Origin of the sequence: Leuconostoc fallax KCTC 3537 (assembly GCF_000165675.1) — a bacterium.
In the GTDB taxonomy this organism is placed as follows: domain Bacteria; phylum Bacillota; class Bacilli; order Lactobacillales; family Lactobacillaceae; genus Leuconostoc_B; species Leuconostoc_B fallax.
The window spans coordinates 26482-48765 of sequence record NZ_AEIZ01000015.1 but is presented as its reverse complement, the minus strand read 5'-3'; the positions used below and the strand labels follow the sequence as shown (position 1 = coordinate 48765).

Annotated in this window: 21 protein-coding genes, 1 pseudogene and 1 riboswitch; of the genes and pseudogenes, 20 read left to right on the top strand and 2 right to left on the bottom strand. The window is 38.2% G+C overall.

The features are described from left to right. Positions 1-35: 35 nt before the first annotated feature. A complete protein-coding gene (locus tag LEUFL_RS0103930) occupies positions 36-719 on the top strand; it encodes a DnaD domain-containing protein (RefSeq protein WP_010007614.1) in 684 nt (227 codons plus the stop codon). Here LEUFL_RS0103930 and LEUFL_RS0103925 read toward each other — a convergent pair. Further along, the gene (locus tag LEUFL_RS0103925; RefSeq protein ID WP_010007613.1) at positions 716-1003 is read right to left on the bottom strand and encodes a hypothetical protein; all 288 of its coding nucleotides are present in this window, start codon (positions 1001-1003) and stop codon (positions 716-718) included. The genes LEUFL_RS0103930 and LEUFL_RS0103925 overlap by 4 nt on opposite strands. Before the next feature lie 36 nt (positions 1004-1039). On the opposite strand from LEUFL_RS0103925, the gene LEUFL_RS0103920 reads away from it, so the two are divergent. Beyond that, positions 1040-2173 (top strand): THUMP domain-containing class I SAM-dependent RNA methyltransferase, encoded by a 1134-nt coding sequence (locus tag LEUFL_RS0103920; RefSeq protein WP_010007610.1) that lies wholly within the window; start codon positions 1040-1042, stop codon positions 2171-2173. A 25-nt stretch (positions 2174-2198) separates the two neighbouring features. Here LEUFL_RS0103920 and LEUFL_RS0103915 read toward each other — a convergent pair whose 3' ends face one another. Then, on the bottom strand, positions 2199-2588 hold the full coding sequence (locus tag LEUFL_RS0103915) for a ribonuclease HI family protein (RefSeq protein WP_010007608.1): 390 nt from the start codon (positions 2586-2588) through the stop codon (positions 2199-2201). A gap of 117 nt (positions 2589-2705) precedes the next feature. Between LEUFL_RS0103915 and LEUFL_RS0103910 the strand changes: the two genes are divergently transcribed. The 18 genes and pseudogenes from LEUFL_RS0103910 to LEUFL_RS0103825 all read left to right on the top strand — a co-directional run bounded on the left by LEUFL_RS0103910 (position 2706) and on the right by LEUFL_RS0103825 (position 22234). Beyond that, complete coding sequence (locus LEUFL_RS0103910; protein WP_010007607.1) at positions 2706-3086, top strand: EbsA family protein; 381 nt, start codon at positions 2706-2708, stop codon at positions 3084-3086. Between the two features lie 10 nt (positions 3087-3096). Further along, positions 3097-4004: pseudogene (locus LEUFL_RS11360) on the top strand (RluA family pseudouridine synthase). 20 nt (positions 4005-4024) lie between these two features. Beyond that, positions 4025-4555, top strand: coding sequence for a bifunctional pyr operon transcriptional regulator/uracil phosphoribosyltransferase PyrR (gene pyrR, locus LEUFL_RS0103900; RefSeq protein WP_010007602.1), 531 nt, complete (start codon positions 4025-4027; stop codon positions 4553-4555). 29 nt (positions 4556-4584) lie between these two features. Further along, positions 4585-5667, top strand: coding sequence for a carbamoyl phosphate synthase small subunit (locus LEUFL_RS0103895; RefSeq protein WP_010007601.1), 1083 nt, complete (start codon positions 4585-4587; stop codon positions 5665-5667). Between the two features lie 11 nt (positions 5668-5678). Then, a complete protein-coding gene (locus tag LEUFL_RS0103890; RefSeq protein WP_010007600.1) occupies positions 5679-8156 on the top strand; it encodes a carbamoyl phosphate synthase preATP-grasp domain-containing protein in 2478 nt (825 codons plus the stop codon). Then, a complete protein-coding gene (locus LEUFL_RS0103885; protein WP_010007599.1) occupies positions 8149-8451 on the top strand; it encodes a DUF7671 family protein in 303 nt (100 codons plus the stop codon). Before LEUFL_RS0103890 ends, LEUFL_RS0103885 begins: the two co-directional genes overlap by 8 nt. A gap of 301 nt (positions 8452-8752) precedes the next feature. Further along, the gene (gene leuS, locus LEUFL_RS0103880) at positions 8753-11182 is read left to right on the top strand and encodes a leucine--tRNA ligase (RefSeq protein ID WP_010007598.1); all 2430 of its coding nucleotides are present in this window, start codon (positions 8753-8755) and stop codon (positions 11180-11182) included. 63 nt (positions 11183-11245) lie between these two features. Next, positions 11246-13216, top strand: a complete 1971-nt coding sequence (locus LEUFL_RS0103875) for a putative polysaccharide biosynthesis protein (RefSeq protein WP_010007595.1) — start codon at positions 11246-11248, stop codon at positions 13214-13216. 150 nt (positions 13217-13366) lie between these two features. Beyond that, positions 13367-14335, top strand: coding sequence for a YitT family protein (locus tag LEUFL_RS0103870; protein ID WP_010007594.1), 969 nt, complete (start codon positions 13367-13369; stop codon positions 14333-14335). Positions 14336-14368: 33 nt separating this feature from the next. Next, the gene (gene thmT / locus LEUFL_RS0103865; protein ID WP_010007593.1) at positions 14369-14557 is read left to right on the top strand and encodes a 2-hydroxymuconate tautomerase; all 189 of its coding nucleotides are present in this window, start codon (positions 14369-14371) and stop codon (positions 14555-14557) included. A 64-nt stretch (positions 14558-14621) separates the two neighbouring features. Continuing rightward, on the top strand, positions 14622-15929 hold the full coding sequence (lysA, locus tag LEUFL_RS0103860; RefSeq protein WP_010007592.1) for a diaminopimelate decarboxylase: 1308 nt from the start codon (positions 14622-14624) through the stop codon (positions 15927-15929). Positions 15930-16019: 90 nt separating this feature from the next. Further along, a riboswitch (purine riboswitch) is annotated at positions 16020-16115 on the top strand. A gap of 126 nt (positions 16116-16241) precedes the next feature. Continuing rightward, a complete protein-coding gene (gene guaB / locus LEUFL_RS0103855; RefSeq protein WP_010007591.1) occupies positions 16242-17402 on the top strand; it encodes an IMP dehydrogenase in 1161 nt (386 codons plus the stop codon). Positions 17403-17451: 49 nt separating this feature from the next. Beyond that, on the top strand, positions 17452-19002 hold the full coding sequence (guaA, locus tag LEUFL_RS0103850) for a glutamine-hydrolyzing GMP synthase (RefSeq protein ID WP_010007590.1): 1551 nt from the start codon (positions 17452-17454) through the stop codon (positions 19000-19002). A gap of 171 nt (positions 19003-19173) precedes the next feature. Further along, entirely contained in the window at positions 19174-19572 is a 399-nt protein-coding gene (locus LEUFL_RS0103845) for a VOC family protein (RefSeq protein ID WP_010007588.1), read from the top strand. Positions 19573-19732: 160 nt separating this feature from the next. Next, entirely contained in the window at positions 19733-20101 is a 369-nt protein-coding gene (locus LEUFL_RS0103840; protein ID WP_010007587.1) for a hypothetical protein, read from the top strand. Between the two features lie 223 nt (positions 20102-20324). Next, positions 20325-21335, top strand: coding sequence for a PhoH family protein (locus tag LEUFL_RS0103835; RefSeq protein WP_010007586.1), 1011 nt, complete (start codon positions 20325-20327; stop codon positions 21333-21335). Beyond that, entirely contained in the window at positions 21316-21798 is a 483-nt protein-coding gene (ybeY, locus tag LEUFL_RS0103830; RefSeq protein ID WP_010007585.1) for an rRNA maturation RNase YbeY, read from the top strand. Before LEUFL_RS0103835 ends, ybeY begins: the two co-directional genes overlap by 20 nt. Beyond that, the gene (locus LEUFL_RS0103825) at positions 21782-22234 is read left to right on the top strand and encodes a diacylglycerol kinase family protein (protein WP_029508639.1); all 453 of its coding nucleotides are present in this window, start codon (positions 21782-21784) and stop codon (positions 22232-22234) included. Before ybeY ends, LEUFL_RS0103825 begins: the two co-directional genes overlap by 17 nt. Positions 22235-22284 lie beyond the last annotated feature (50 nt).

Here is a 22284-nt window from a genome sequence, read left to right as displayed (position 1 = left end):
CGCTCGGACGTATTTTTTGAAAGGATGCGACGAATATGGAACAGCGTTTTGAACAATATATTAATGCTGGACATACCAGTATCAGTAATGATTTATTACTGCACTATCATGATATTGGCCTAGATAATGATGATTTTGCGTTATACTTACAAATACAACGCATCCAAATACAAGGCAACTTGGCTAATCCTAATGTTTTAGCGCAAGTACTACATACTACTGAAAATGTAGTGTTATCAAGGCTTAAGAGTTTAGTGAAACGCGGGTTTGTTAAGATTAAAGGGACATCACGACAAACCGAAACATATGATTTTTCACCGCTATACGATAAGCTGATTAACGGCGAAAGTCATCATGCTGCTACACCTTTATCTGATGGTAAACAAACACGTCGTGAAATATTACAAGTACTAGAGGTTGAATTTGGGCGACCACTATCACCAATGGAAATGGAAACGGTGGGCCATTGGTTTAGTTTAGATAAATTCAATCCAGAAATGGTAAAGTTAGCAATACAAGAAGCGATTGCCAATAATGTTAGGAATCTGCGCTATATCGAAACAATTCTAGTTAATTGGCAGAAAAAGAATATTAATACGCCACAAGCGGCCCAGGCGACTAAGGAAAAAAGACGAGGGATTGCTTATACTGATGGTATGCACGAATCTATTTCGTATGATGTGCAAATTCCATTGACAAAATTGGATGAAGAGCTCTAATGTAATATAATTTGAATGGGCTGTGTTGTAATATCGAGCTGAAATCCAAAAATACTGTCTTCGTTTGGGTATAATAAACGTGCATGACCTGATATTTGACGACTTCGTGTGGTCAATTGGGATAGGGTTATTGGTCTGTTGCCCGTGATTAAAATAATATCTAATTTATTAGGTGCAAATGCCAGTTGACTGATTGGCTTAATTTGATTATCATGACTGCGTAAATATAATTGTGCAGTTGGTGTCACATATTGTACTAAACTTTCAAAATCAATCATCTTCATAGTAACGTTCATTTTAACATGATTAAAGAGGAAATAATGACAAAAACTTATCAAATAATGGCCACAGCAGCTGCTGGTATTGAATCACTTGTTGGCAAAGAACTTGATCAATTGGGTTACAATCATCAGGTTGAGAATTATCGTGTTCGATTCCAAGGGACGCAGCGTGATATTTTAAATACCAATGTCTGGTTACGGACTGCAGATAGAATTAAAATTATTGTCGGTGAATTTGAGGCAACAACGTTCGATAGTTTATTTGAACAAGTTAAAGCACTGCCTTGGGAAGAGTATTTGAATTACGATTCGCAATTTCCAGTAGCTGGTCGTTCTAGAAAATCAACATTATTTAGTGTGCCAGATGTTCAAGCTATCACTAAAAAGGCCATTGTTGAGCGCCTAAAGCAAGCCTATCATGTCCGAACACGTCTACCAGAAACAGGATTTTTTGCACAACTTGAAGTTCAAATTGAAAAGGATCATGTTTTATTAACTTTGGATACAACCGGCGAAAGTCTATTCAAACGTGGTTATCGTGTCAATAAAGGGGGTGCGCCTCTGAAAGAAAACTTTGCTGCAGCACTTGTAATGTTAACGAATTGGCATCCAGATCGGCCATTTGTTGATCCCACGACTGGATCAGGAACGATACCGATTGAAGCGGCCTTAATCGGTCGAAATCTGGCACCAGGATTAACACGTCGTTTTGCAATTGAGGATATGGATTGGTTTGATGAAAAGTTATCCGACGAAGTGCGTGATGAGGCTGAAAGTAAAGCTGATTACGATAGAACATTGGATATTACAGGCTATGATATTGACGAAAATATGATTGCCATTGCCAATGAAAACGCAAAACATGCTGGGTTATCACAAGATATTACGTTTAAGCAATTAGCTGCCAAAGATTGGCAAACGGACCAATTAAATGGCGTACTTGTATCTAATCCACCGTACGGTGAACGTTTGGGTGAATTAGAAGCTGCCAGAGAGCTTTATGCGCAGATGGGCAAAGTCTATAAGCAGATGCCCAGTTGGAGTAAATATATTTTGACGAGTGATTTAGATTTTGAAAAATCATTTGGTCAAAAGGCAACGAAGAAAAGAAAGCTATACAACGGTGCTTTACGTGTTGACTATTTCCAATTTTGGGGTAAACGTGAAAGATAAATACGCAATGAAAAACAAGTCATATTTATGACTTGTTTTTTTGATGGAGCATTTGCAATGCTAAATGATGGGCACCGAGATTTTCCTTTTCACTTATCCATTCAATAGATACAAATTTAACTTGATTTAATATCAACCAAATATCATCAACATATGCTTGGTAATGTTTAGCATATTGTTTGTTAAGCGAATCAGCGACAATTTTTGAGTCAACGTATATCGTTAACATGGCGTCTTGCAATGATAATTGTTGTAAGATCCATAACAATGCAGTAAATTCGGCTGCATGGTTATCTGGTAACGGGCCCAAGGTAGTTTTGAATTGTTGCTGTTGTTTGTTGACGATGACAATGGCACCAGCGGTGCTGACACCAGAATGTTGCTGACGCGCAGCATCACAATATAAACGAATCATATTCACTATTTCCTTTAGGTTAAGTTTAACGTATATGTTAAATAATTACTGAATCAGTTTAGGTCATTCAGTAAATTCAGCACTAAACATGATAAAATAAGTTGGAGAGGTTTTAAAATGATTCCAAAACGTGGTTATTTCCAACCAATTGATGTGGTTGGACAAATTGGCTGGCTTTGGTGGGGCATTCTCATTGCCTTATCTGGTGCAATGTGGATTGAAGTCAACTTTAAGTTTAATTTATTATTGATTATTTTTACTATTGTTTCTATAGCAGTTGGTTTATTATTGATACTTCGTCGTCGGATATACATTGCTGGCGGAGAGGTCTTTTTGGGTCGCATATTTTTGACAGAATATGAACAATTCTCTTTAACAACTTTAAAAAATGTTCAATTGAAAGGACAAAAGCTGTCTTTTGAACGAGCAGGTCGGCAACGTAAGTATTGGGTGAGCCGTAATATTGCGGATTCAATTAGACAGTCTTTACCAAAATAGGGCAAAATAAATGCATGATATCATAATAGAACAGCAACAAGGGCGTATAGACGCGGTACTCGCAAAAGAAAATTTAGGATATTCTCGGTCTAAAATAACGGATTGGCTCAATAATGGACAAATTTTGGTCAATCAAAAAAAGTGAAGCAATCTTACAAAGTTAATAAAGGTGACATTATTGTCATTACACCACCAAAGGTCCAAGCGACAACAATTGAACCTGAAGCAATACCTTTGAACATTGTCTACGAAGATGACGATCTTTTAGTGGTTAATAAGCCGCAAGGAATGGTCGTACACCCATCAGCAGGTCATAGTTCGGGCACATTGGTGAACGCGTTACTTCATCATGCACCGCTTTCGACTATCAATGGGGAATTTAGACCAGGCATTGTACATCGTATTGATCGCGATACAAGTGGTCTGTTAATGGTTGCAAAAAATGATACAGCGCATCAAGCGCTGTCAGCCCAACTGAAAGCACATAAAAACCAACGAATTTATTACGCATTAGTTCGCGGTGAATTTAAGGAAAATAGTGGTACAGTAAACGCACCGATAGCACGGCATAAAATTGACCGTAAAAAGCAGGCGATTGTGTCAGACGGCAAGCCAGCTGTTACACATTTTGAAGTGGTACAGCGCTATGTCGGTTATACATTGCTGAAAGTACGTCTTGAAACGGGGCGTACACATCAAATTCGTGTTCATATGACATATATTGGGCATCCTATTGTTGGTGATCCAGTGTATGGTAATGCGCCGAAAATGCCTAATGTTACGTTGCATGGACAGTTATTACATGCCAAAACATTATCTTTGATGCAACCAACAACACAAGCAGAATTGACATTTGACAGCCCATTGCCAGTATATTTTCAGCAGGCTTTAGATACATTAACACCATTGTATGAGTAATTGAGAGTTAAGGAGAAGAAATGAGTAAAAAAGAAGTTCTAGATAATGCTTCACTCCAACGTGCACTAACACGTATTACATATGAAATTATTGAAAGAAACAAAGGCGGCCAGGATTTAGTATTAGTCGGTATTAAAACACGTGGCGAATATCTAGCACATCGCATTGGTAATCGCTTGGCACAATTGGAAGATATTTCTATTCCAATTATGGCGATTGATGTAACCAATTTCCGTGATGATGTAACGAATCATGATAGCGATAATTTAGGTTTGAATTCAGAAGATAAAATGAACATTACTGATAAAAATATTGTACTGATTGATGATGTTTTGTTTACTGGACGGACAATTCGTGCGGCTTTGGATGCGTTAATTCATGTAGGACGTCCTAAAAGTATTTCGTTAGCTGTATTAGTTGATCGTGGCCATCGTGAATTACCAATTCGCGCTGATTTTGTCGGTAAAAACATTCCAACAGCACAGGCAGAACATATTAAAGTCTTTGTCAAAGAAATTGATGGTAAAGACGCAGTTGAAATCATCAATTAATATGATGATTTGATGTAGAGGAGTTACCAATGCAACGGCATCTTATTTTAGAGGATGGAACGGTTTTTGCGGGTGAAAGTTTTGGTGCACCTGCAACGACATTTGGCGAAATTGTGTTTCATACAGCTATGACTGGGTATCAAGAAATCATCACAGATCCCGTTTATGATAATCAAATTATTGTATTTGCAACACCGATAGTTGGTGCGGCCGGTATTCATGCTGGTGCTTACGAATCTATGAAACCGACTATTCGGGGGATGATTGTCCACGATTTAGCTGAAGTTTCTGTTAATCGACAACGACGTATGAATTTGGACCGATTTTTAAAGCAACATAATATTCCTGGACTATATCATGTTGATACACGTAAATTAATTCGTCATTTACGTGAAACGGGTTCACAAAAGGCTTCAATTGTTGATTTTGCTGATGATCATGCTAAAGATCAATTAGTTGCCACGGTTTTGACCAATAAGCAAGTTGCTAATACTGCAACAGTTAAACCATATGCTAATCCAGGTAGAGGTCGACATATTGTTGTGATTGACTTCGGGTTAAAGCATGGCATACTACGCATGTTGGATGATTATGATGCAAATGTATCGGTTATGCCATATACAACAACAGTTGAAGAAGTATTAACCTTGGACCCTGATGGTATTGTATTATCCACTGGACCTGGTGATCCACGAGTGTTACCGGATAGTGTATTAACCTTGATTCGTGTTTTACAAACAAAAGCACCCATGCTTGGTATTGGTCTTGGACATGAGCTTTTTGCGTTGGCTAATGATGCAGAACTATTACCATTATCATCTGAACATCATGGTATGAATCATCCCATAGAAGAAATCGTTTCCAGACAGATGATGTATGCAATGCAAGGACAAGGTTATGCAGTTGATCCTGAGTCTATTGATCGCAACAAATTATTTGTAACACACCGTGATTTAGTTGATGGTGCCATTCAAGGATTACGTCATCGTGATTATCCTGCCTTTAGTGTTCAGTTTTTCCCAGATGGTGCGCCAGGACCGTTGGATGCGACAACAATATTTGCAGACTTTTTTGATACAGTAGAGGATTATGTCGAACACGTTCAGTCATAAAAAATAAAAAAGTGTTGTTTATTGGTTCTGGGCCTAATGATTTTGGCCGTGAATCAGAACATGATGCTGCTATTTTTCAAGTGATGCCAGAGTTGAATCAGTTTGGGTTAGAAGCCTATTTAATTGATGAAAATCCGTATTCACTTTCTTTGGAGAGCTTAGCAGCACAAGTTTTTTGGCAACCATTAACGACCAAAAATATAAAAAATATTATTCATCAAGAAGATATTGACACTGTTATTCCACTTTTTGGTGGCGATCGAGCCTTGCGTATTTGGACTCAGGTCGTGCAAGATTGGCAAAAGGGCGATGGTCCTTTGCCACAAACTTTGGGATTGAGCATTGAAATGATGCTAAAGACTGTCAACGTTGCGGCAATGACCGATTATTTAGCAGAAGCTGGCTTACCAGTTATTACGAATCACGTTGTTCATGCTCGAGATGAAGCTAATGACTTATTGCGTCAAGTGCGATTACCATTAATGATTCGCGCCTTGCATCCTATTGTTCAAAATACGAGACGTATTGTTGAACGAGTTGATGATTTTGATGAAATTTTTAACCAAGTTAAAACACAGTCGTTAACACAGGAAGTAGTCTTTTCTCGTGCTATTAATGGCTTAAAAGAAGTAAGCTTACAAGTTATGCGGGATAGACGTGGCAATAAGTTACGTGTTGGCGCAAGTGAAGATATGGATCCCATTGGTATTCATACAATTGACTCACTCAGCATTTCACCCGTATTAACATTGCAAGATCAAGTACTCCAAAAATTGAGAAAATATGCTTTTGACATCGCTGATTTGTTACAACTTGAGGGCACAATGCATGTGCAGTTTGCTGTTGATGACGATTCTGGCGAGATATTCATTATCAAGGTATCGCCTTATATCGATCAAATGGCGATGCGTACAACTTTGGCGACTGGCTATCCGACTATATTAGTTGCGATTAATCTTGCGATTGGTGTGCCATTGGATGAAATTAGGTTGCCCCATTATTTTCATACTAAAACTGCCATCATGGAACCGATGATGGATCATGTTGTGGTTAAATTACCAGTTTTTCCTTTTGGTGAACTGGCAGAATCAGGTGTTCAGGTTAACCGTCAGTTAAGTAGTATTCAAAAATCTGTTGGTACAGTATTAGGTTTTGGTCGTACCTTTATTGAAGCGTTAGAAAAAGCAATCCGTTCAGCACATTTCAATAACGCGAGTTTCTCACCCACTTTTATGCAGGGGATTAGTGATGATGAATTAATTCAGCAATTAATTCATCCACAAGATAATCGCGTCTTATTGCTAATTGAGGCCATTAAGCGGGGCTACGAGGTTGATGAATTAGCCGAATTAACGCATATTGATGAATTTTATTTTTATCAGTTACAGCGCTTATTACGTTTAGAAGAAAGCGTTGAGGCTGCTGTTGATAATATTGGTGCACTCAAAAACGCTAAAGAACACGGCTTATCTGATGGCCTTATTGCGCGATTCTGGCATACGAGTTTTGAAATCATTCGTACCTTAGCACAAGAAAATCAAATTGATGTGACTTATAAAGCTGTTGAGCCATCTGCTGGAGAATTTCCTGAACATGCACATCAGTATTATGCGACTTACGAAGAAGAAAACGAATCTACCCAAGTTGCGACAGATTCCATTCTAGTTATTGGTAATGGTGCTTTTAGAATGGGAGATTCTGCTGCGAGTGGCTATCTCATGACTACGGTGCTATCAGAATTGAGAAGATTGCAATATCATACGGTTATTATGAATAATAATCCGCATGATGCGACATTGATGCCACATTTGGCGGATAAGCAATACTTAGAACCGCTAGAAATTTCAGACATTATGAAAGTCGTAGAAGTTGAACAACCAAAAGCCATTATTGTGTCTGGTAATCGCCGAAAATTAATTCAAGCATTACGTGATTTGGAACAAAACGTGTTAATTATGCCCAAACAAAAGCACGTGCCTAGTGGTCCTACAACAGAACAGTCTGAGTTTGCTTTGAATTTCTTCTTTGATGGTCATGATATTTATCCGCTTAATATCACACAACATACAGTGGGTAAGTTGCGTATTTTAAAGCAAAAAATTACAGCACCAATTGGTATTGATCCTGAACAATGTCCGTCACCAGGAGTCTATCAAATTATATGGTATATCAACGATACTAAACCAATGGTGTCTGTCAACACGCAACCCATTGACCATGACACATGGTTACGACCAATGCCATTTGGCCAAGTTGCTTTTTTGAATAAGGCCATGCAAGTGCAATGGATTCGTCTAACAGTTCGGGCAATGTTAAATCGTTTGACAGAAGAAGATTATCAATTGTTATCCGAGTTAAATACAAAATGTCAAACGCAAACGCAAATTAAGATGATTGATGCGCATGTTGACTATAGCTTACACTTGCAGTCGCAAAATGATATTGATAGTACACGCTTTGAGATGGGAGTAAGTATTACTGATGAGTAAGTCAAAATATGACACACAAAAGTTTTTTGGTATTGTTGTCAAACAGGATGCATCTGGACAATATTTACCAGATGCTAATGCCAAAGTTAATGTATGGCGTACTGGTAAACATACGAAAGGTACTTTTTCCAAAATTGGTCAGGTCTTTCTCACCGAAAATAATCGTTTTGTAGCTGTGTTGCACACTGCTGATTTACCGTTTAATCAGCGTCACGATTTTGTACCATTACAACGTTGGACTCATGAAGTTGTTGCTGAAAAGTATTTAATGCATTTTTTATCTGAATTTCAATAAAGCATGTGCTACAATTAAATGCATATAAACTAACACTATTAACTATACTGTGGCCATCAGAGAATGGGCGGTGCTGAAAGCTCATCAAGCAAAGTAGTGAACTCGGTTAGTCAATCTGATAGTGAACGACTCAGTAGTTATCACGTGCAATCGCGTTAAGATTAAGATAAGGCGTTAGATGTATTGTTACATCTAGAACGTAAACGTAGGTGGTACCACGATTTTAATCGTCCTATGGTATACTTTTTTAGTATGCTATAGGGCGTTTTTTAATATTTTAAAATTTTTAAGGGGAATAATTATGGCCTATAATCACCAAGAAGTCGAAACCAAATGGCAAAAATTTTGGGACGACAATCATACTTTTGAAGTAACTGAAGATACAAATAAACCTAAATATTATGCAATGGATATGTTTCCTTATCCATCAGGACAGGGATTACACGTTGGACATCCTGAAGGATATACAGCGACTGATATTATGAGCCGTTATAAGCGAGCACAAGGTTTTAATGTGTTGCATCCAATGGGATGGGATGCTTTTGGCTTGCCGGCTGAACAATATGCGATTAAAACAGGAAATAATCCAGCCGAATTCACGAATCAAAATATTGAAGTATTCAAAAAACAAGTGAAATCTCTAGGATTTTCTATTGATTGGTCACGCGAAATTAATACCACTGATCCAGAATTTTATAAATGGTCACAATGGATATTTGAGAAGCTATACGAAAAGGGATTAGCTTACGAAGATGAAATGATGGTCAATTGGGCGCCGGATTTCCCGGGTGGCGGTATCGTCGTTGCCAATGAAGAAGTTATTAATGGTAAGACTGAACGTGGCGGGTATGATGTTTATCGGGTACCAATGAAACAGTGGGTACTTAAAATTACAGCCTATGCCGAGCGTTTGTTATCTGATTTAGACGATTTAGATTGGCCAGAAGCAATCAAAGAACAACAACGCAATTGGATTGGAAAGTCAACAGGAGCGTCGGTATTTTTTGATGTTGCTGGATCTAAAGATAAGCAAGTTGAAGTCTATACAACACGTCCAGATACATTGTTTGGCGCAGCTTATATGGTATTAGCACCAGAACATGATCTTGTTGATCAAATTACAACACCTGAACAACAAGCAGCGGTTAAGGCTTATAAAGAGCAAATTGCAACCAAGTCTGATTTAGAACGAACAGATTTAAATAAGGATAAAACAGGTGCATTCACAGGTGCATATGGTGTTAATCCGATTAATGGTGAACAATTGCCAATTTGGATTGCGGATTATGTTTTGTCGAGTTATGGGACAGGTGCAATTATGGCTGTTCCTGCACATGATGAACGTGATTATGATTTTGCTAAGAAGTTTGATTTGCCGATTCGCCCAGTTATTGAAGGTGGCGATGTCACACAAGCTGCTTATACAGGGGATGGACTACACATTAATTCTGATTTCTTGAATGGTAAAAATAAAGCAGATGCCATTGCTGAAACCATCACTTGGTTAGAAGAACATGAAAAGGGACATGAACAAGTTAACTATCGTCTTCGTGATTGGATTTTCTCACGCCAACGTTATTGGGGTGAGCCGATTCCTGTGATTCATTGGGAAGATGGTACGAAATCACTTGTTCCTGAAAATGAGCTACCATTGCGCTTGCCACATTTGACCCAAGATCAATTGAAGCCAACTGGTAACGGTGAATCACCATTAGCTAATGCCACAGAATGGTTAAAAGTGACTCGTGAAGATGGTATGAAAGGTCGTCGTGAAACGAATACTATGCCACAATGGGCAGGATCTTCTTGGTATTTCTTGCGTTATGTTGATCCGCATAACAATGAAGCATTGGCTTCTAAAGATAAACTAGATTATTGGATGAATGTTGACTTGTACGTAGGTGGTGCGGAGCATGCCGTTTTGCACTTGCTTTATGCGCGATTCTGGCATAAATTCTTATATGATTTGGGTGTGGTACCAACTAAGGAACCATTCCAAAAGTTGGTGAACCAAGGCATGATTTTGGGTGAAAACCATGAAAAAATGTCTAAATCTAAGGGCAATGTGGTAAATCCTGACGACATCGTGTCGACTTATGGTGCCGATACATTGCGCGTGTATGAAATGTTCATGGGACCATTGACGCAGAGTAAGCCGTGGTCTGAGGAAGGTATTAGTGGCTCACGCCGTTGGTTAGATCGTGTTTGGCGTTTACTTATTGATGATGAAGATCGTTTGCGAGATCATGTGACAACAGTGAATACCGGTGAGTTGGATAAAATCTACCATCAAACTGTTAAGAAAGTAACCGATGATTTGGAGAACATGCGCTTCAACACAGCGATTAGCCAGCTAATGGTGTTTGTTAATGAAGCCTATAAAGCCGAGGCGTTGCCTGTTCAATATATGAACGGCTTTATCCAATTATTAGCACCAATTGCACCACACATTGCGCAAGAGTTGTGGTCTAAATTGGATAATTCTGATGATTTGAGTTATGCTGCATGGCCAAAGTACGATGCATCACAATTAGTGGAAGATACTGCCGAAATTGTTTTCCAAGTGAATGGTAAGGTAAGAGGTCGAATGACTGTGCCACTAGATGCTGATCGTGAACAACTCATTGCGTTAGCAGAAGCAGACGAAAATGTTCAAAAAAGTATTGAAGGTTTATCGGTTCGAAAAATTATTGCTATTCCTGGTAAAATAGTTAATATTGTGGCGAACTAATGAACAGCCAACCACCAAGTATTCATTTGGTGGGTACATATTGAGGTACAGAGGAGTATTAAGATGACGAAGCAAGATCAGCTTGATGATCAACATAAACGTTCACACAATGGCGGCCGTGTTGATGAGACTGAGATTAATGGACAATCGCTCACAGCAGAAGAAATACTGGCGCGAGCAAAGATTCAGCTTCAAAAGCGGCAAGATGATCAACATCAAGAGCCATCGCGTATGCGTAAAAATGCGAATCGTTCACGACGTACAAAGCGTCGTTTATTACCCGAAAGAAGTATAGAAACAAAGCACCAGTCATCTTCAGATGATAATCATCAAGATGATGAACGAGCCACTACTCATACAACGCAACAGCGGATGATTGAAGCGCCAATTGAACCATCAACAACCGAAACAAGCCAAGCAACGTTGGTTAAAGGTTCTGCGTGGTTATCATTAGGAAATATCCTTTCTCGGGTGTTAGGCGCAGTTTATATCGTGCCATGGATGGCTCTTCTAGGTGTCTATGCCAATCAAGCTAATGCTTTATTTTCACAAGGATATAATATCTATGCTATTTTCTTAGCAATTGCGACTATGGGTATTCCAGCAGCAATATCTAAGTTAGTTGCTGAGTATAATGCGCGTCAGGCAGTGTACCAGTCACGTCAGTTAATGAGGCAATCCATTCTCTTGGGCATTGTATTGGGATTGGTATTTGGCAGTATCATTTATGTTGCAGCACCACAATTGTCGCAGTGGTCCATTAAAAATGATAGTTTAGTTCCTGTATTACATTCATTGGCACCAACAGTAGCCTTATTCCCGGTAATGTCAATGATTCGTGGCATGTTCCAAGGCTACCAACTCATGCACGTTTCAGCATTATCACAGGTGATTGAACAAATTGCACGTGTTATCTATATGATTGCAATGGCAGTCATCATATTGAACATAGATCCACAAAATTGGCGTGGTGTTGTTGTACAATCTACATTTGCTGCGTTTATTGGTGCAGTATTTAGCTTTACTGTTTTTGCTTGGGGATGGTTAAAATATCGCCATGTGATGTTACCAACGCCTCAAAATGATGATGCTGTTATTGAAACAGAATCAACGCGCCAAATTATTTTTAATATATTAGCTGAATCATGGCCGTTTATTATTATTGGTTCTGCAATCACATTATTTCAATTAGTTGATCAATTTAGTTATGTTCGTATTATGAGTCATTTCTTTACCGATTCACAAGCTGAATTATCAACAAAATTTGCTTTATTTAGTGCTAATCCTAATAAAATCATTATGATTATTGTCCCGTTTGCAACAAGTATCGCCTCAACAGCGTTACCTATGTTATCCGGTAATCGTGCAGTATTGTCTTTAAATGATATCCAAGGTCAATTAAAACAGGTGCTTAAGCTATTTGTTTTAGTTATGTTGCCCAGTGCTTTAGGGATGTTTGCAATTGCTGCACCACTATACAAAATGTTTTATCCGATTGATAGTACTAATCAAGAAGGTATTTATTTATTACAGTACTCTAGCATTATGGCGATTGCCTTTAGTTTGTTTATGCTTTTGTCGTTTGTTCTACAAGCCTTGTCAGAAGTTAATATTGTCATTAAATCATTTGCCGTTGGTCTTGTTGTCAAAATAATGTTGCAGATTCCTTTGGTTCGTTATTTTGAAGGAATGGGCGCACTAATGGCAAGTGTGGTTGGTATGGTTATTGCGATACTATATATGTTAGATTTTCTAAAGCGTGCTTATGGCGTGTCATTATATAGTATTAGCCAAGATATATGGTATATGTTCCTTGCAAATATCGTCATGATGATCGTAGCAGGTGGGTCAGCATTCATATTAGGCCATTTACTACTAAGCAATACGCGGTTATTTAATACACTAAATGCCTTAATCAGTGCAGCACTAGGTGGTGTCGTGCTCTTATTCTTCTACTTCAAGCAAGGACTTGGAGATGAGGTATTAGGCAGTAAGATGCGCTACGTTCCTAATTTCTTCAAAGCGAAAAAATAAAAAGACAATTCAAAAAACTGAATTGTCTTTTTTGTTTCAATATTTGATCATTCTAAATTAAAATCATTAATATAATTTTAATACAATACAAATGAAGCACAATTTGTTATCATATAAGTCATAAGGAATGTTAGTTAAGAGAGAAACAGTATGCTAAAGAATCGTAAATTATTGCTGACAGCATTGGTCTTCTTAGGTAGTTCGCTGATACAGGTATTAGCCATGAATGCCTTCTTAGTACCGAATAATGTATTTTCTGGTGGTTTTAATGGTGTTGCACAATTGCTATCGTTATTTGGTCAACAAGCTTTTCATGTGAGCCTGCCGACAGGTATTTTTATTTTACTTTTCAATATCCCAGTAGGTATTATTGGGTGGAAACTTATTGGTGGTAAATTTACTGCCTTAAGTTTTGCCAATGCTATCTTTGTTTCCTTGTTATTGATTTTTGTGCCGATTGATCCCTTAACAACTGACCCTTTATTATCAGCCCTGTTTGGTGATTTACTGATTGGTGTTTCGATTGGTTTAGCAATGCGCTATGGATTTTCAACTGGCGGTATGGACATTGTAGCAATGGTAGTACAGAAGCGTACTGGTAAATCAATCGGTGCATTAATGAATGTCATTAACTTTGCCATTGTTTTGATTGCCGGGTCGTTTATTGGTTGGCAAAATGCGCTTTTTACTTTAATTGGTATTTATGCAACTGGTCGGGCGATTGATGCATTGTACACTGGTTACCAGAAGCTTACTGCTTTGATTGTTACAACCAAAGGCGAAGCTGTCGCTGAAGCGTTGCATAAGGACTTGATTCGCGGGATTACGATTTTACCGTCTAAAGGTGCATATACCAAACGCGAATCAGAAACTTTGATGATGGTAATATCACGTTATGAGCTATTTGAAATGCAAGAAATTGTGCATCAAACAGATCCTAAAGCTTTTGTTAATTTGGTCAATACTGTGAATGTTTCGGGTGAATTCTTAGATGCGGATCGTCAGCTACAAATGAAACGGGCTGCTGCAGTACCAAAAGTAGATACGGTTGAGACTCAGATTGAAGCAGAAGAACAGCTAAAATCACAACTTGAAGAAGTTGATAAACAGCAACATTAGTCGGTATAATAATATAAAAAAGAGGACACGAATATGCCAATTGTACAAGTCGAATTACTAGAAGGTCGCACACACGAACAGCTTGCTAAAATGGTTAAAGATATCACAGATGTCATTGTTGCGGATGCTGGTGCTAGCCGCGAGGCCGTCCATGTTATCTTGCGAGAGATGCCTAAAGATCATTATGCTGTTGGTGGTGTATTAAAAAGCGATCAGAAATAATGAAGTAAGCGATAAAACAAAACTGGAAAATCATTTCCAGTTTTTTGTTAAAGGAGATTAGCAGATGTCAGAACAAATTACAGAACAAGATATAAATCAAGAGAACCATTTGTTGATTGGTGGCGCTGATGCCACACAATTAGCTCAGCAATTTGGTACACCATTGGTGGCGTATGATGTCTCTAAAATCCGCTCCCAAATTAAAGCTTTTAAACGTGTTTTTGAGGAAAAACAGGTACCATATGCGGTGAGTTATGCCTCCAAAGCATTTTCGGCTATTGGTATGTACGAAGTTGTTGCCCAAGAAGGTGGCCATACTGATGTTGTTTCTGGTGGTGAACTATATACAGCTTTACAGGCAAATTTTCCAGTAGAAGATATTAGTTTTAACGGTAATAATAAGTCTTATGATGAGCTAGTCATGGCGATTGATGCTGGTATTGGTGCGATTATTGTGGACAATTTTCACGAAATTGATCTCATTGAACAGATCTTGAGCACGAGGTCAACAAGCGTTAATGTTTTGCTACGTATCACACCTGGCATTTCAGCACATACACATGAATTTATTTCAACGGGGCAAGAAGATTCTAAATTTGGTTTTGATTTAAAATCTGGTCAAGCACGTGTAGCGTTTGAACGTGTGATGAAAAATTCTAAAATTAATATGCGTGGGGTTCATGCACATATTGGTTCACAAATTTTTGATGTCCATGGTTTTGTGGCTGCTGCTGAAAAATTAGTGGATATTGTTGCAGACTGGCGTGAATCTTTTGGCTATGAAGTTGAAGTGATTAACGTTGGTGGTGGTTTTGGTATTCGCTATACTAAGGATGATACGCCAATTCCAGCAGAGTCATTTGTAGCGGCAATCATTGATGCGGTTAAGGCTAAAACAGAAGCATTAAATATGAAGATGCCAGAAATATGGATTGAACCAGGTCGCTCTGTTGTTGGGCCGGCAGGTTATTCATTATATACAATTGGTTCTCGTAAAGACATTCCTGGCATTAACGCTTACTTAGCTGTAGATGGTGGCATGGGAGATAATATTCGCCCAGCTTTGTATCAAGCTGAATATGAAGCGCTTTTAGCTTCAAATGTTAATGCTAAGAGTGAGGAAGTTGTGCGTATTGCTGGAAAATATTGCGAATCAGGTGATATCCTAGTTTGGCAACAAGCATTACCTCAAACAAAACCAGGAGATGTTATAGCTATTCTAGCTACAGGTGCTTATGGTTATGCGATGGCTTCTAATTACAACCGTAATCCAAAGCCCGCTGTAGTGTTTGTTGAAGATGGTCAGGCGAAGTTGGTTATTGCGCGTGAAAGTTATGATGATTTAGTGCACTTAGACCGACATTATGTTTAAAAATATACTCTAATTTTATGAGATAATTTCTAATGTATATGAGCTATTTTAATGGTTGATTTTTCTAATAAAACCGTGTAAAGTATTGTCAACAACTAAAAATGATTTGCAGATATATCGCTGGATAATGGCCAGCAGTCTCTACCGCACACCTATGTCGTGACTATCCGCAAGTGCCAATTTTTTAATTTGCATTTGTGGATCTGTGCATCCCAAATGCTTTTTTGTTGTCATAAAACTGGCGGATCAGTTAATTGCTAACTAAAAGGCTGAGTTTCATATATATCAACTATTCCGGAGGAAATGATCACAATGGCTTCAAATACTTTTTCACCTAACGGTAAGTTCACACAATTGGGTTTAACATTTGATGATGTTTTGTTGCAACCAGCAGCATCACACGTACTACCTAACAATGTTGATTTATCAGTTGACTTAACCCCAACACTTCATTTGAATATTCCAGTTCTATCAGCTGCAATGGATACTGTTACAGAATCTCGTTTGGCAACAAGATTAGCATTAAATGGTGGCATGGGTGTCATCCACAAGAATCTACTTATTGCCCAACAAGCAGAAGAAGTAGCTAAGGTAAAAGCAGAAACATTTGACAGTTCTAAATTTCCGCTTGCGGCAACTGATGCTGATGGTAAGTTAATTGTTGCTGGAGCCGTTGGTGTAACATCCGACACTTTGGATCGTGTTAAAGCACTTGCTGAAGCTGGCGCAAATGCAATTGTTTTGGATTCAGCGCACGGTCATTCAGAAGGTGTATTGCGTAAGGTATCTGAAGTTCGTGAAGCGTTCCCAACATTGAATATTATTGCTGGTAACATTGCAACAACTTCTGGTGCACAGGCATTGTATGATGCTGGTGCAGATGTTGTTAAAGTGGGTATTGGACCTGGTTCTATTTGTACAACACGTGTTGTTGCAGGTGTAGGTGTCCCACAAGTAACCGCAATTGTAGATGCTGCTGTTGCAGCCGCTAAAAATAATAAGAAGATTATTGCCGATGGTGGTATGAAGTATTCGGGTGACCTTGTTAAAGCACTTGCTGCCGGTGGTAATGCCGTTATGCTTGGGTCAATGCTAGCTGGAACACTTGAAACACCAGGTGAATTATTAACTGATGAAGTGACTGGTGCACAATATAAAGAATATCGTGGCATGGGTTCTATCGCTGCTATGGAAAATGGTTCAAAAGATCGTTATTTCCAAGGCGAAGTTAATGAAGCTAACAAGATGGTTCCTGAAGGTATCGAAGCACGAACAACTTACAAAGGTCAATTAGACGATGTATTGTTGCAAATTCTTGGTGGTATTCGAGCTGGTATGGGTTATACTGGCGCTGCTAATATTCAAGAATTAATTGATAATGGACAATTTGTTCAAATTACGGGTGCTGGATTACTTGAAAGTCATCCTCATGATGTACAAAATATCAAAGCTGCACCGAACTATAATCATTAATTTTCGAGCACTAACTTATTAATATCATACACATGAAAGTGAGAATTACATGAGCGAACAAGCGCATGATAAAGTCCTTGTTTTGGACTATGGTTCACAATATAATCAACTCATCACACGTCGTATTCGTGAATTTGGTGTCTTTTCAGAATTAAAAAGCCGGAACATGACAATTGATGAAATTAAAGCTTATCAACCTAAGGCTATTATTTTATCTGGTGGTCCTAAATCAGTTTATGAAGAAGGCGCTTTTGGTATCGACCCTGAAGTAGTTAATTTGGGTATTCCCGTACTTGGTGTTTGTTATGGTATGCAACTTATGGCCAATACATTACCAGGTGGTGAAGTAAAATCTGTTGATGGCCAGGGTGAATTTGGTCAAACGACACTTGTATTATCAAAAGATGCTGGTCAGCTATTTGCTGATACACCAGCTGAGCAAACAGTACTTATGAGCCATGGTGATTCAGTCACTCAAGTTCCAGAAGGCTTCGTTGTTGCTGCTGGGTCAAAGACAACACCAATTGCTTCAATCGCTAACGATGATAAGAAGTTATATGGTGTTCAGTTCCATGCTGAGACAACATTAAGTAAACATGGTAAAGATATCCTTCGTAACTTTGTTTTCAATATTGCTGGCGCACAGGCCAACTGGAAGATGGAAAGTTTCATTGAGGAACAAATCCAAATCATTCGTGAAGAAGTTGGCGATAAGAAAGTATTGCTTGGCTTATCTGGCGGTGTTGATTCTTCCGTTGTCGGTGTCTTGTTACAACGTGCGATTGGTGATCAATTGACTTCTATATTTGTCGACCATGGTTTGCTTCGTAAAAATGAAGCTGATGCTGTGATGGAAAGTTTGGGTGGAAAGTTTGGCCTAAACATTATTAAAGTTGATGCACAAGAACGTTTCTTAACAAAACTATCAGGTGTTACTGATCCAGAGAAAAAGCGCAAAATTATTGGTAATGAATTTATTCAAGTTTTCAATGATGAAGCGCAAAAGCTTGATGGCATTGATTATCTTGCGCAAGGAACGCTGTATACTGATGTGATTGAATCAGGTACGGACACAGCACAGACAATTAAGTCACATCATAATGTTGGTGGTTTGCCTGAAGATATGCATTTCAAGCTAATTGAACCATTGAATAAGTTATTCAAAGATGAAGTGCGTGAATTGGGCGAAGCGTTGGGTATGCCACATGAATTAGTATGGCGTCAACCGTTCCCTGGACCCGGATTGGGTATTCGTATTCTTGGTGATATTACAGAAGACAAGTTAGAAATTGTCCGCGAATCAGATGCTATTTTACGTGAAGAAATTGCGAATGCTGGTCTAGAAGGGGATGTTTGGCAATACTTTACAGTTTTGACAGGCGTTCGTTCTGTTGGTGTTATGGGTGATTACCGTACGTATGATTACACCATTGCAATTCGTGCTATTACATCAGTTGATGGTATGACAGCTGACTTTGCTCGCTTACCATGGGAGCTTTTGCAGAAGATTTCTGCACGTATCGTCAATGAAGTGGGTCATATTAATCGCGTTGTCTATGACATTACCGCTAAGCCGCCTGCGACAGTGGAATGGGAATAACAGATCATTCTAAAACCTATAAAAATCCAGTTCAAGTAGAGCTGGATTTTTCAATTGTATCTATATCGCATTGTATAATCATATTTTTTATATTCGTTCATCAATCATGAGATAATAGCCTTAGTGAAACGAAACAAGCAAAAGCATTGATTAACATGGAGGTATATAGACATGACAAAAATGATATTTGTGAACTTGCCTGTTACAGATTTAAAGCGATCGATTCAATTTTATGAAGCGCTAGGTTTTAAACAAAATAAAGAATTTTCTGATGATAGTGGCGCAGGTATGGTTTGGGATGAAAATATTTGGGTCATGTTATTGACCCGTGATTTTTATCAGAAGTTTTTGAAAGATCAGACAACAGCAGATACGCATGAAACAAGCGGTTCAATGACAGCATTTAGCTTGCCAAGTGTTGAGGATGTTAAAAAATTTGCGCAAACTGCTGAAGCAAATGGTGGTGAATCTTATCATATAGATATTGGTATGCCAGAAGATCAAATGTACGAATTAGATGTGAAGGATCCGGATGGCAATGTTTTGTCAGCAGTCTGGATGGCAATGTAAGTCATATATGTTAAGTAATATAAAGTCTCTGTTTAGTAGCAGAGGCTTTTTTGCTTGTTTTATATAAAATAAGTTTATTTTCCAAAAAATCTAAAATGTTTTTTAAGCGTATCTAAACTTCGTGATAAAATACATGTGGTGCAAAGGACGGGAGGTACAAATGCACAAAACAATTATTTCGAAATGGCACATTATCTGTTTGGTGATGATGAACTTTTTAACGGCATTCATTACTAGACGTAAAATGATAATGGATTTTGTGAGTTGGCATGAACCGATGACAATTTATCTGATTATGACAGGTATTAGCGTAGTAGGGATATTGTTGGTTTTGTTGTTCAAATCATATCGGCAGTTATGGTTGATACAATTATGTTTTATTACTATTGTATTCTTTGTCGGATTTTATGTCGGTGTGTCATCATTCCACGAGGTCAGTAGCACATATCTCACCTTGATGAGTGCTATCGGTCTGACGATTTCTTTAGGTACATGTTGGCATGCTTTTAGACAAGAAGCTTCATTTTAAATTGACGTACTGACGTTGAATTTAGAATAAAATAAAAAGCGAGAATGACAAAAGCTATTCTGGTTTTTATTTTTGCCTAAATTTTGCTGTTGGCAATTGTATATCAAGGGCGTCTTTATAATTGTCTTGTGCATATCTTGTAATCGCGTTAGAATGCTAGTCTTAAGCAGTTTACTGTGCTAAAATTAAAAGGAAAAACAAATGCAAAAGAGGTTTGAACTTTTTGACTGCACAAATTCAAGTGACTTATCATTTCAAGAATAGTGAACAGCAAAGTGGGCTAGCGGGTGCTAACGATAGCTTCCTTCGTCTTCTTGAAGAAGGGTTAGATGTACGCCTTCATGCACGTGGTGATCAATTAACAATATCTGGTGATGAAGATGCGGCACAATTAACTTTACAAATTATCGAAGCGTTAGCGAGCCTTATTCAACATCAAATTACACTTTCAGCTACAGATGTTGTGAGTGCTATTACCATGGGAAAGCGTGGTACACTAGAGTATTTCGGTGATTTATATTCAGAAACATTGATTCGTGATAACAAAGGCCGAGCGGTACGTGTGAAGAATTTTGGACAACGGCAGTATGTCCAATCCATTCGTAAAAGTGATGTGACTTTTGGTATTGGACCTGCTGGGACCGGAAAAACTTTCCTGGCAGTTGCAATGGCTATTTCCGCACTTAAACGTGGTGAAGTAGAGCGAATTATTATTACACGTCCAGCTGTTGAGGCGGGAGAATCATTAGGATTCTTACCTGGTGATTTAAAAGAGAAGGTAGATCCATACTTACGTCCTATTTACGATGCTATGAACACCTTAATTGGTGCTGAGCAAACGCAGCGATTAATGGATCGCGAAGTGATTGAAATCGCGCCGTTGGCTTATATGCGTGGCCGTACATTGGACGATGCATTTATCATTTTGGATGAAGCGCAGAATACAACGAATCAGCAGATGAAGATGTTCTTAACACGATTAGGTTTTAGTTCAAAGATGGTGGTTAATGGAGATATTTCACAAATTGACTTACCAAAAGGCGCAAAATCTGGTCTCATTAGTGCGCAACGCATATTAAAAGATATTAATCGTATTTCATTTATTAATTTCACAAGTGCAGACGTTGTGCGTCATCCTGTTGTTGGTTTGATTGTGAATGCTTATGAAGCAGCTGATCAACGTATTAAAGATTTGAAAAAGGAGCAAACTGATAATGGATCTCGCAATTATTGATCAAACTAAAGATGGTGTTAGTCCATATCATCAAGATTTAGTCCGTTCGGTTTTAAACTACGCAGGACATTATCTGAAGTTGCCGGAAGACACAGAAATGTCAGTAACATTCATGAATAATGATGCAATTCATGAATATAATAAACAATATCGTGGTGTTGACAAGCCAACAGATGTCATTAGTTTTGCTATTGAGGAAGATGGCGATGACTTACCAGTGTTACCTGATGAAGAAATGGCAGAAACATTAGCTAAAAATATTGGGGACATACTAGTATCGATTGATATTGTTGATACTCAAGCTGACTATCTAGGCCATAGTTTTGAAAGAGAACTCGGTTTTCTAGTGGTCCATGGTTTCTTACATTTAAATGGTTATGACCATATGGATGAAGGCCCACAGGAAAAAGAAATGTTTGAATTACAGCGAAAGATTTTAGATGATTATGGCCTCGAAAGATAAATACAAATTAGAAAATGCGCCGAAAGACTATAATAAGAAAATAGAACGTAATAGCAATTTTTTCCGTGCTTTGAAAAATTCATTACGTGGAATATGGATGATATTGGTTCGCGAGCGTAATATGCGTATCCATATTGTGCTAGGATTTTGTATTCTATTAGCAGGTTTATATTATGATTTGGCACGTTCTGACTGGTTGTGGGTAGCTGTTGCTGTATTTACTGTTATTTCCAGTGAATTTTTAAATACAATTATTGAAGCACTCGTAGATTTGGTTGTTAACAAAACTTATCATCCACTTGCAGGTCTTGCGAAGGATGTGGCATCCGGTGGTGTATTAGTCGCAGCTATTTTTGAATTTATTATTTTAGCTATTATCTTTCAACCCTATATATGGCGACAATTCGGTATTGTTACCAATTTCTTCCATCATTAATAGACGTTGTGAGCAATTGAAAGGAAATGCAACAAAGTGTTGCACTTAAA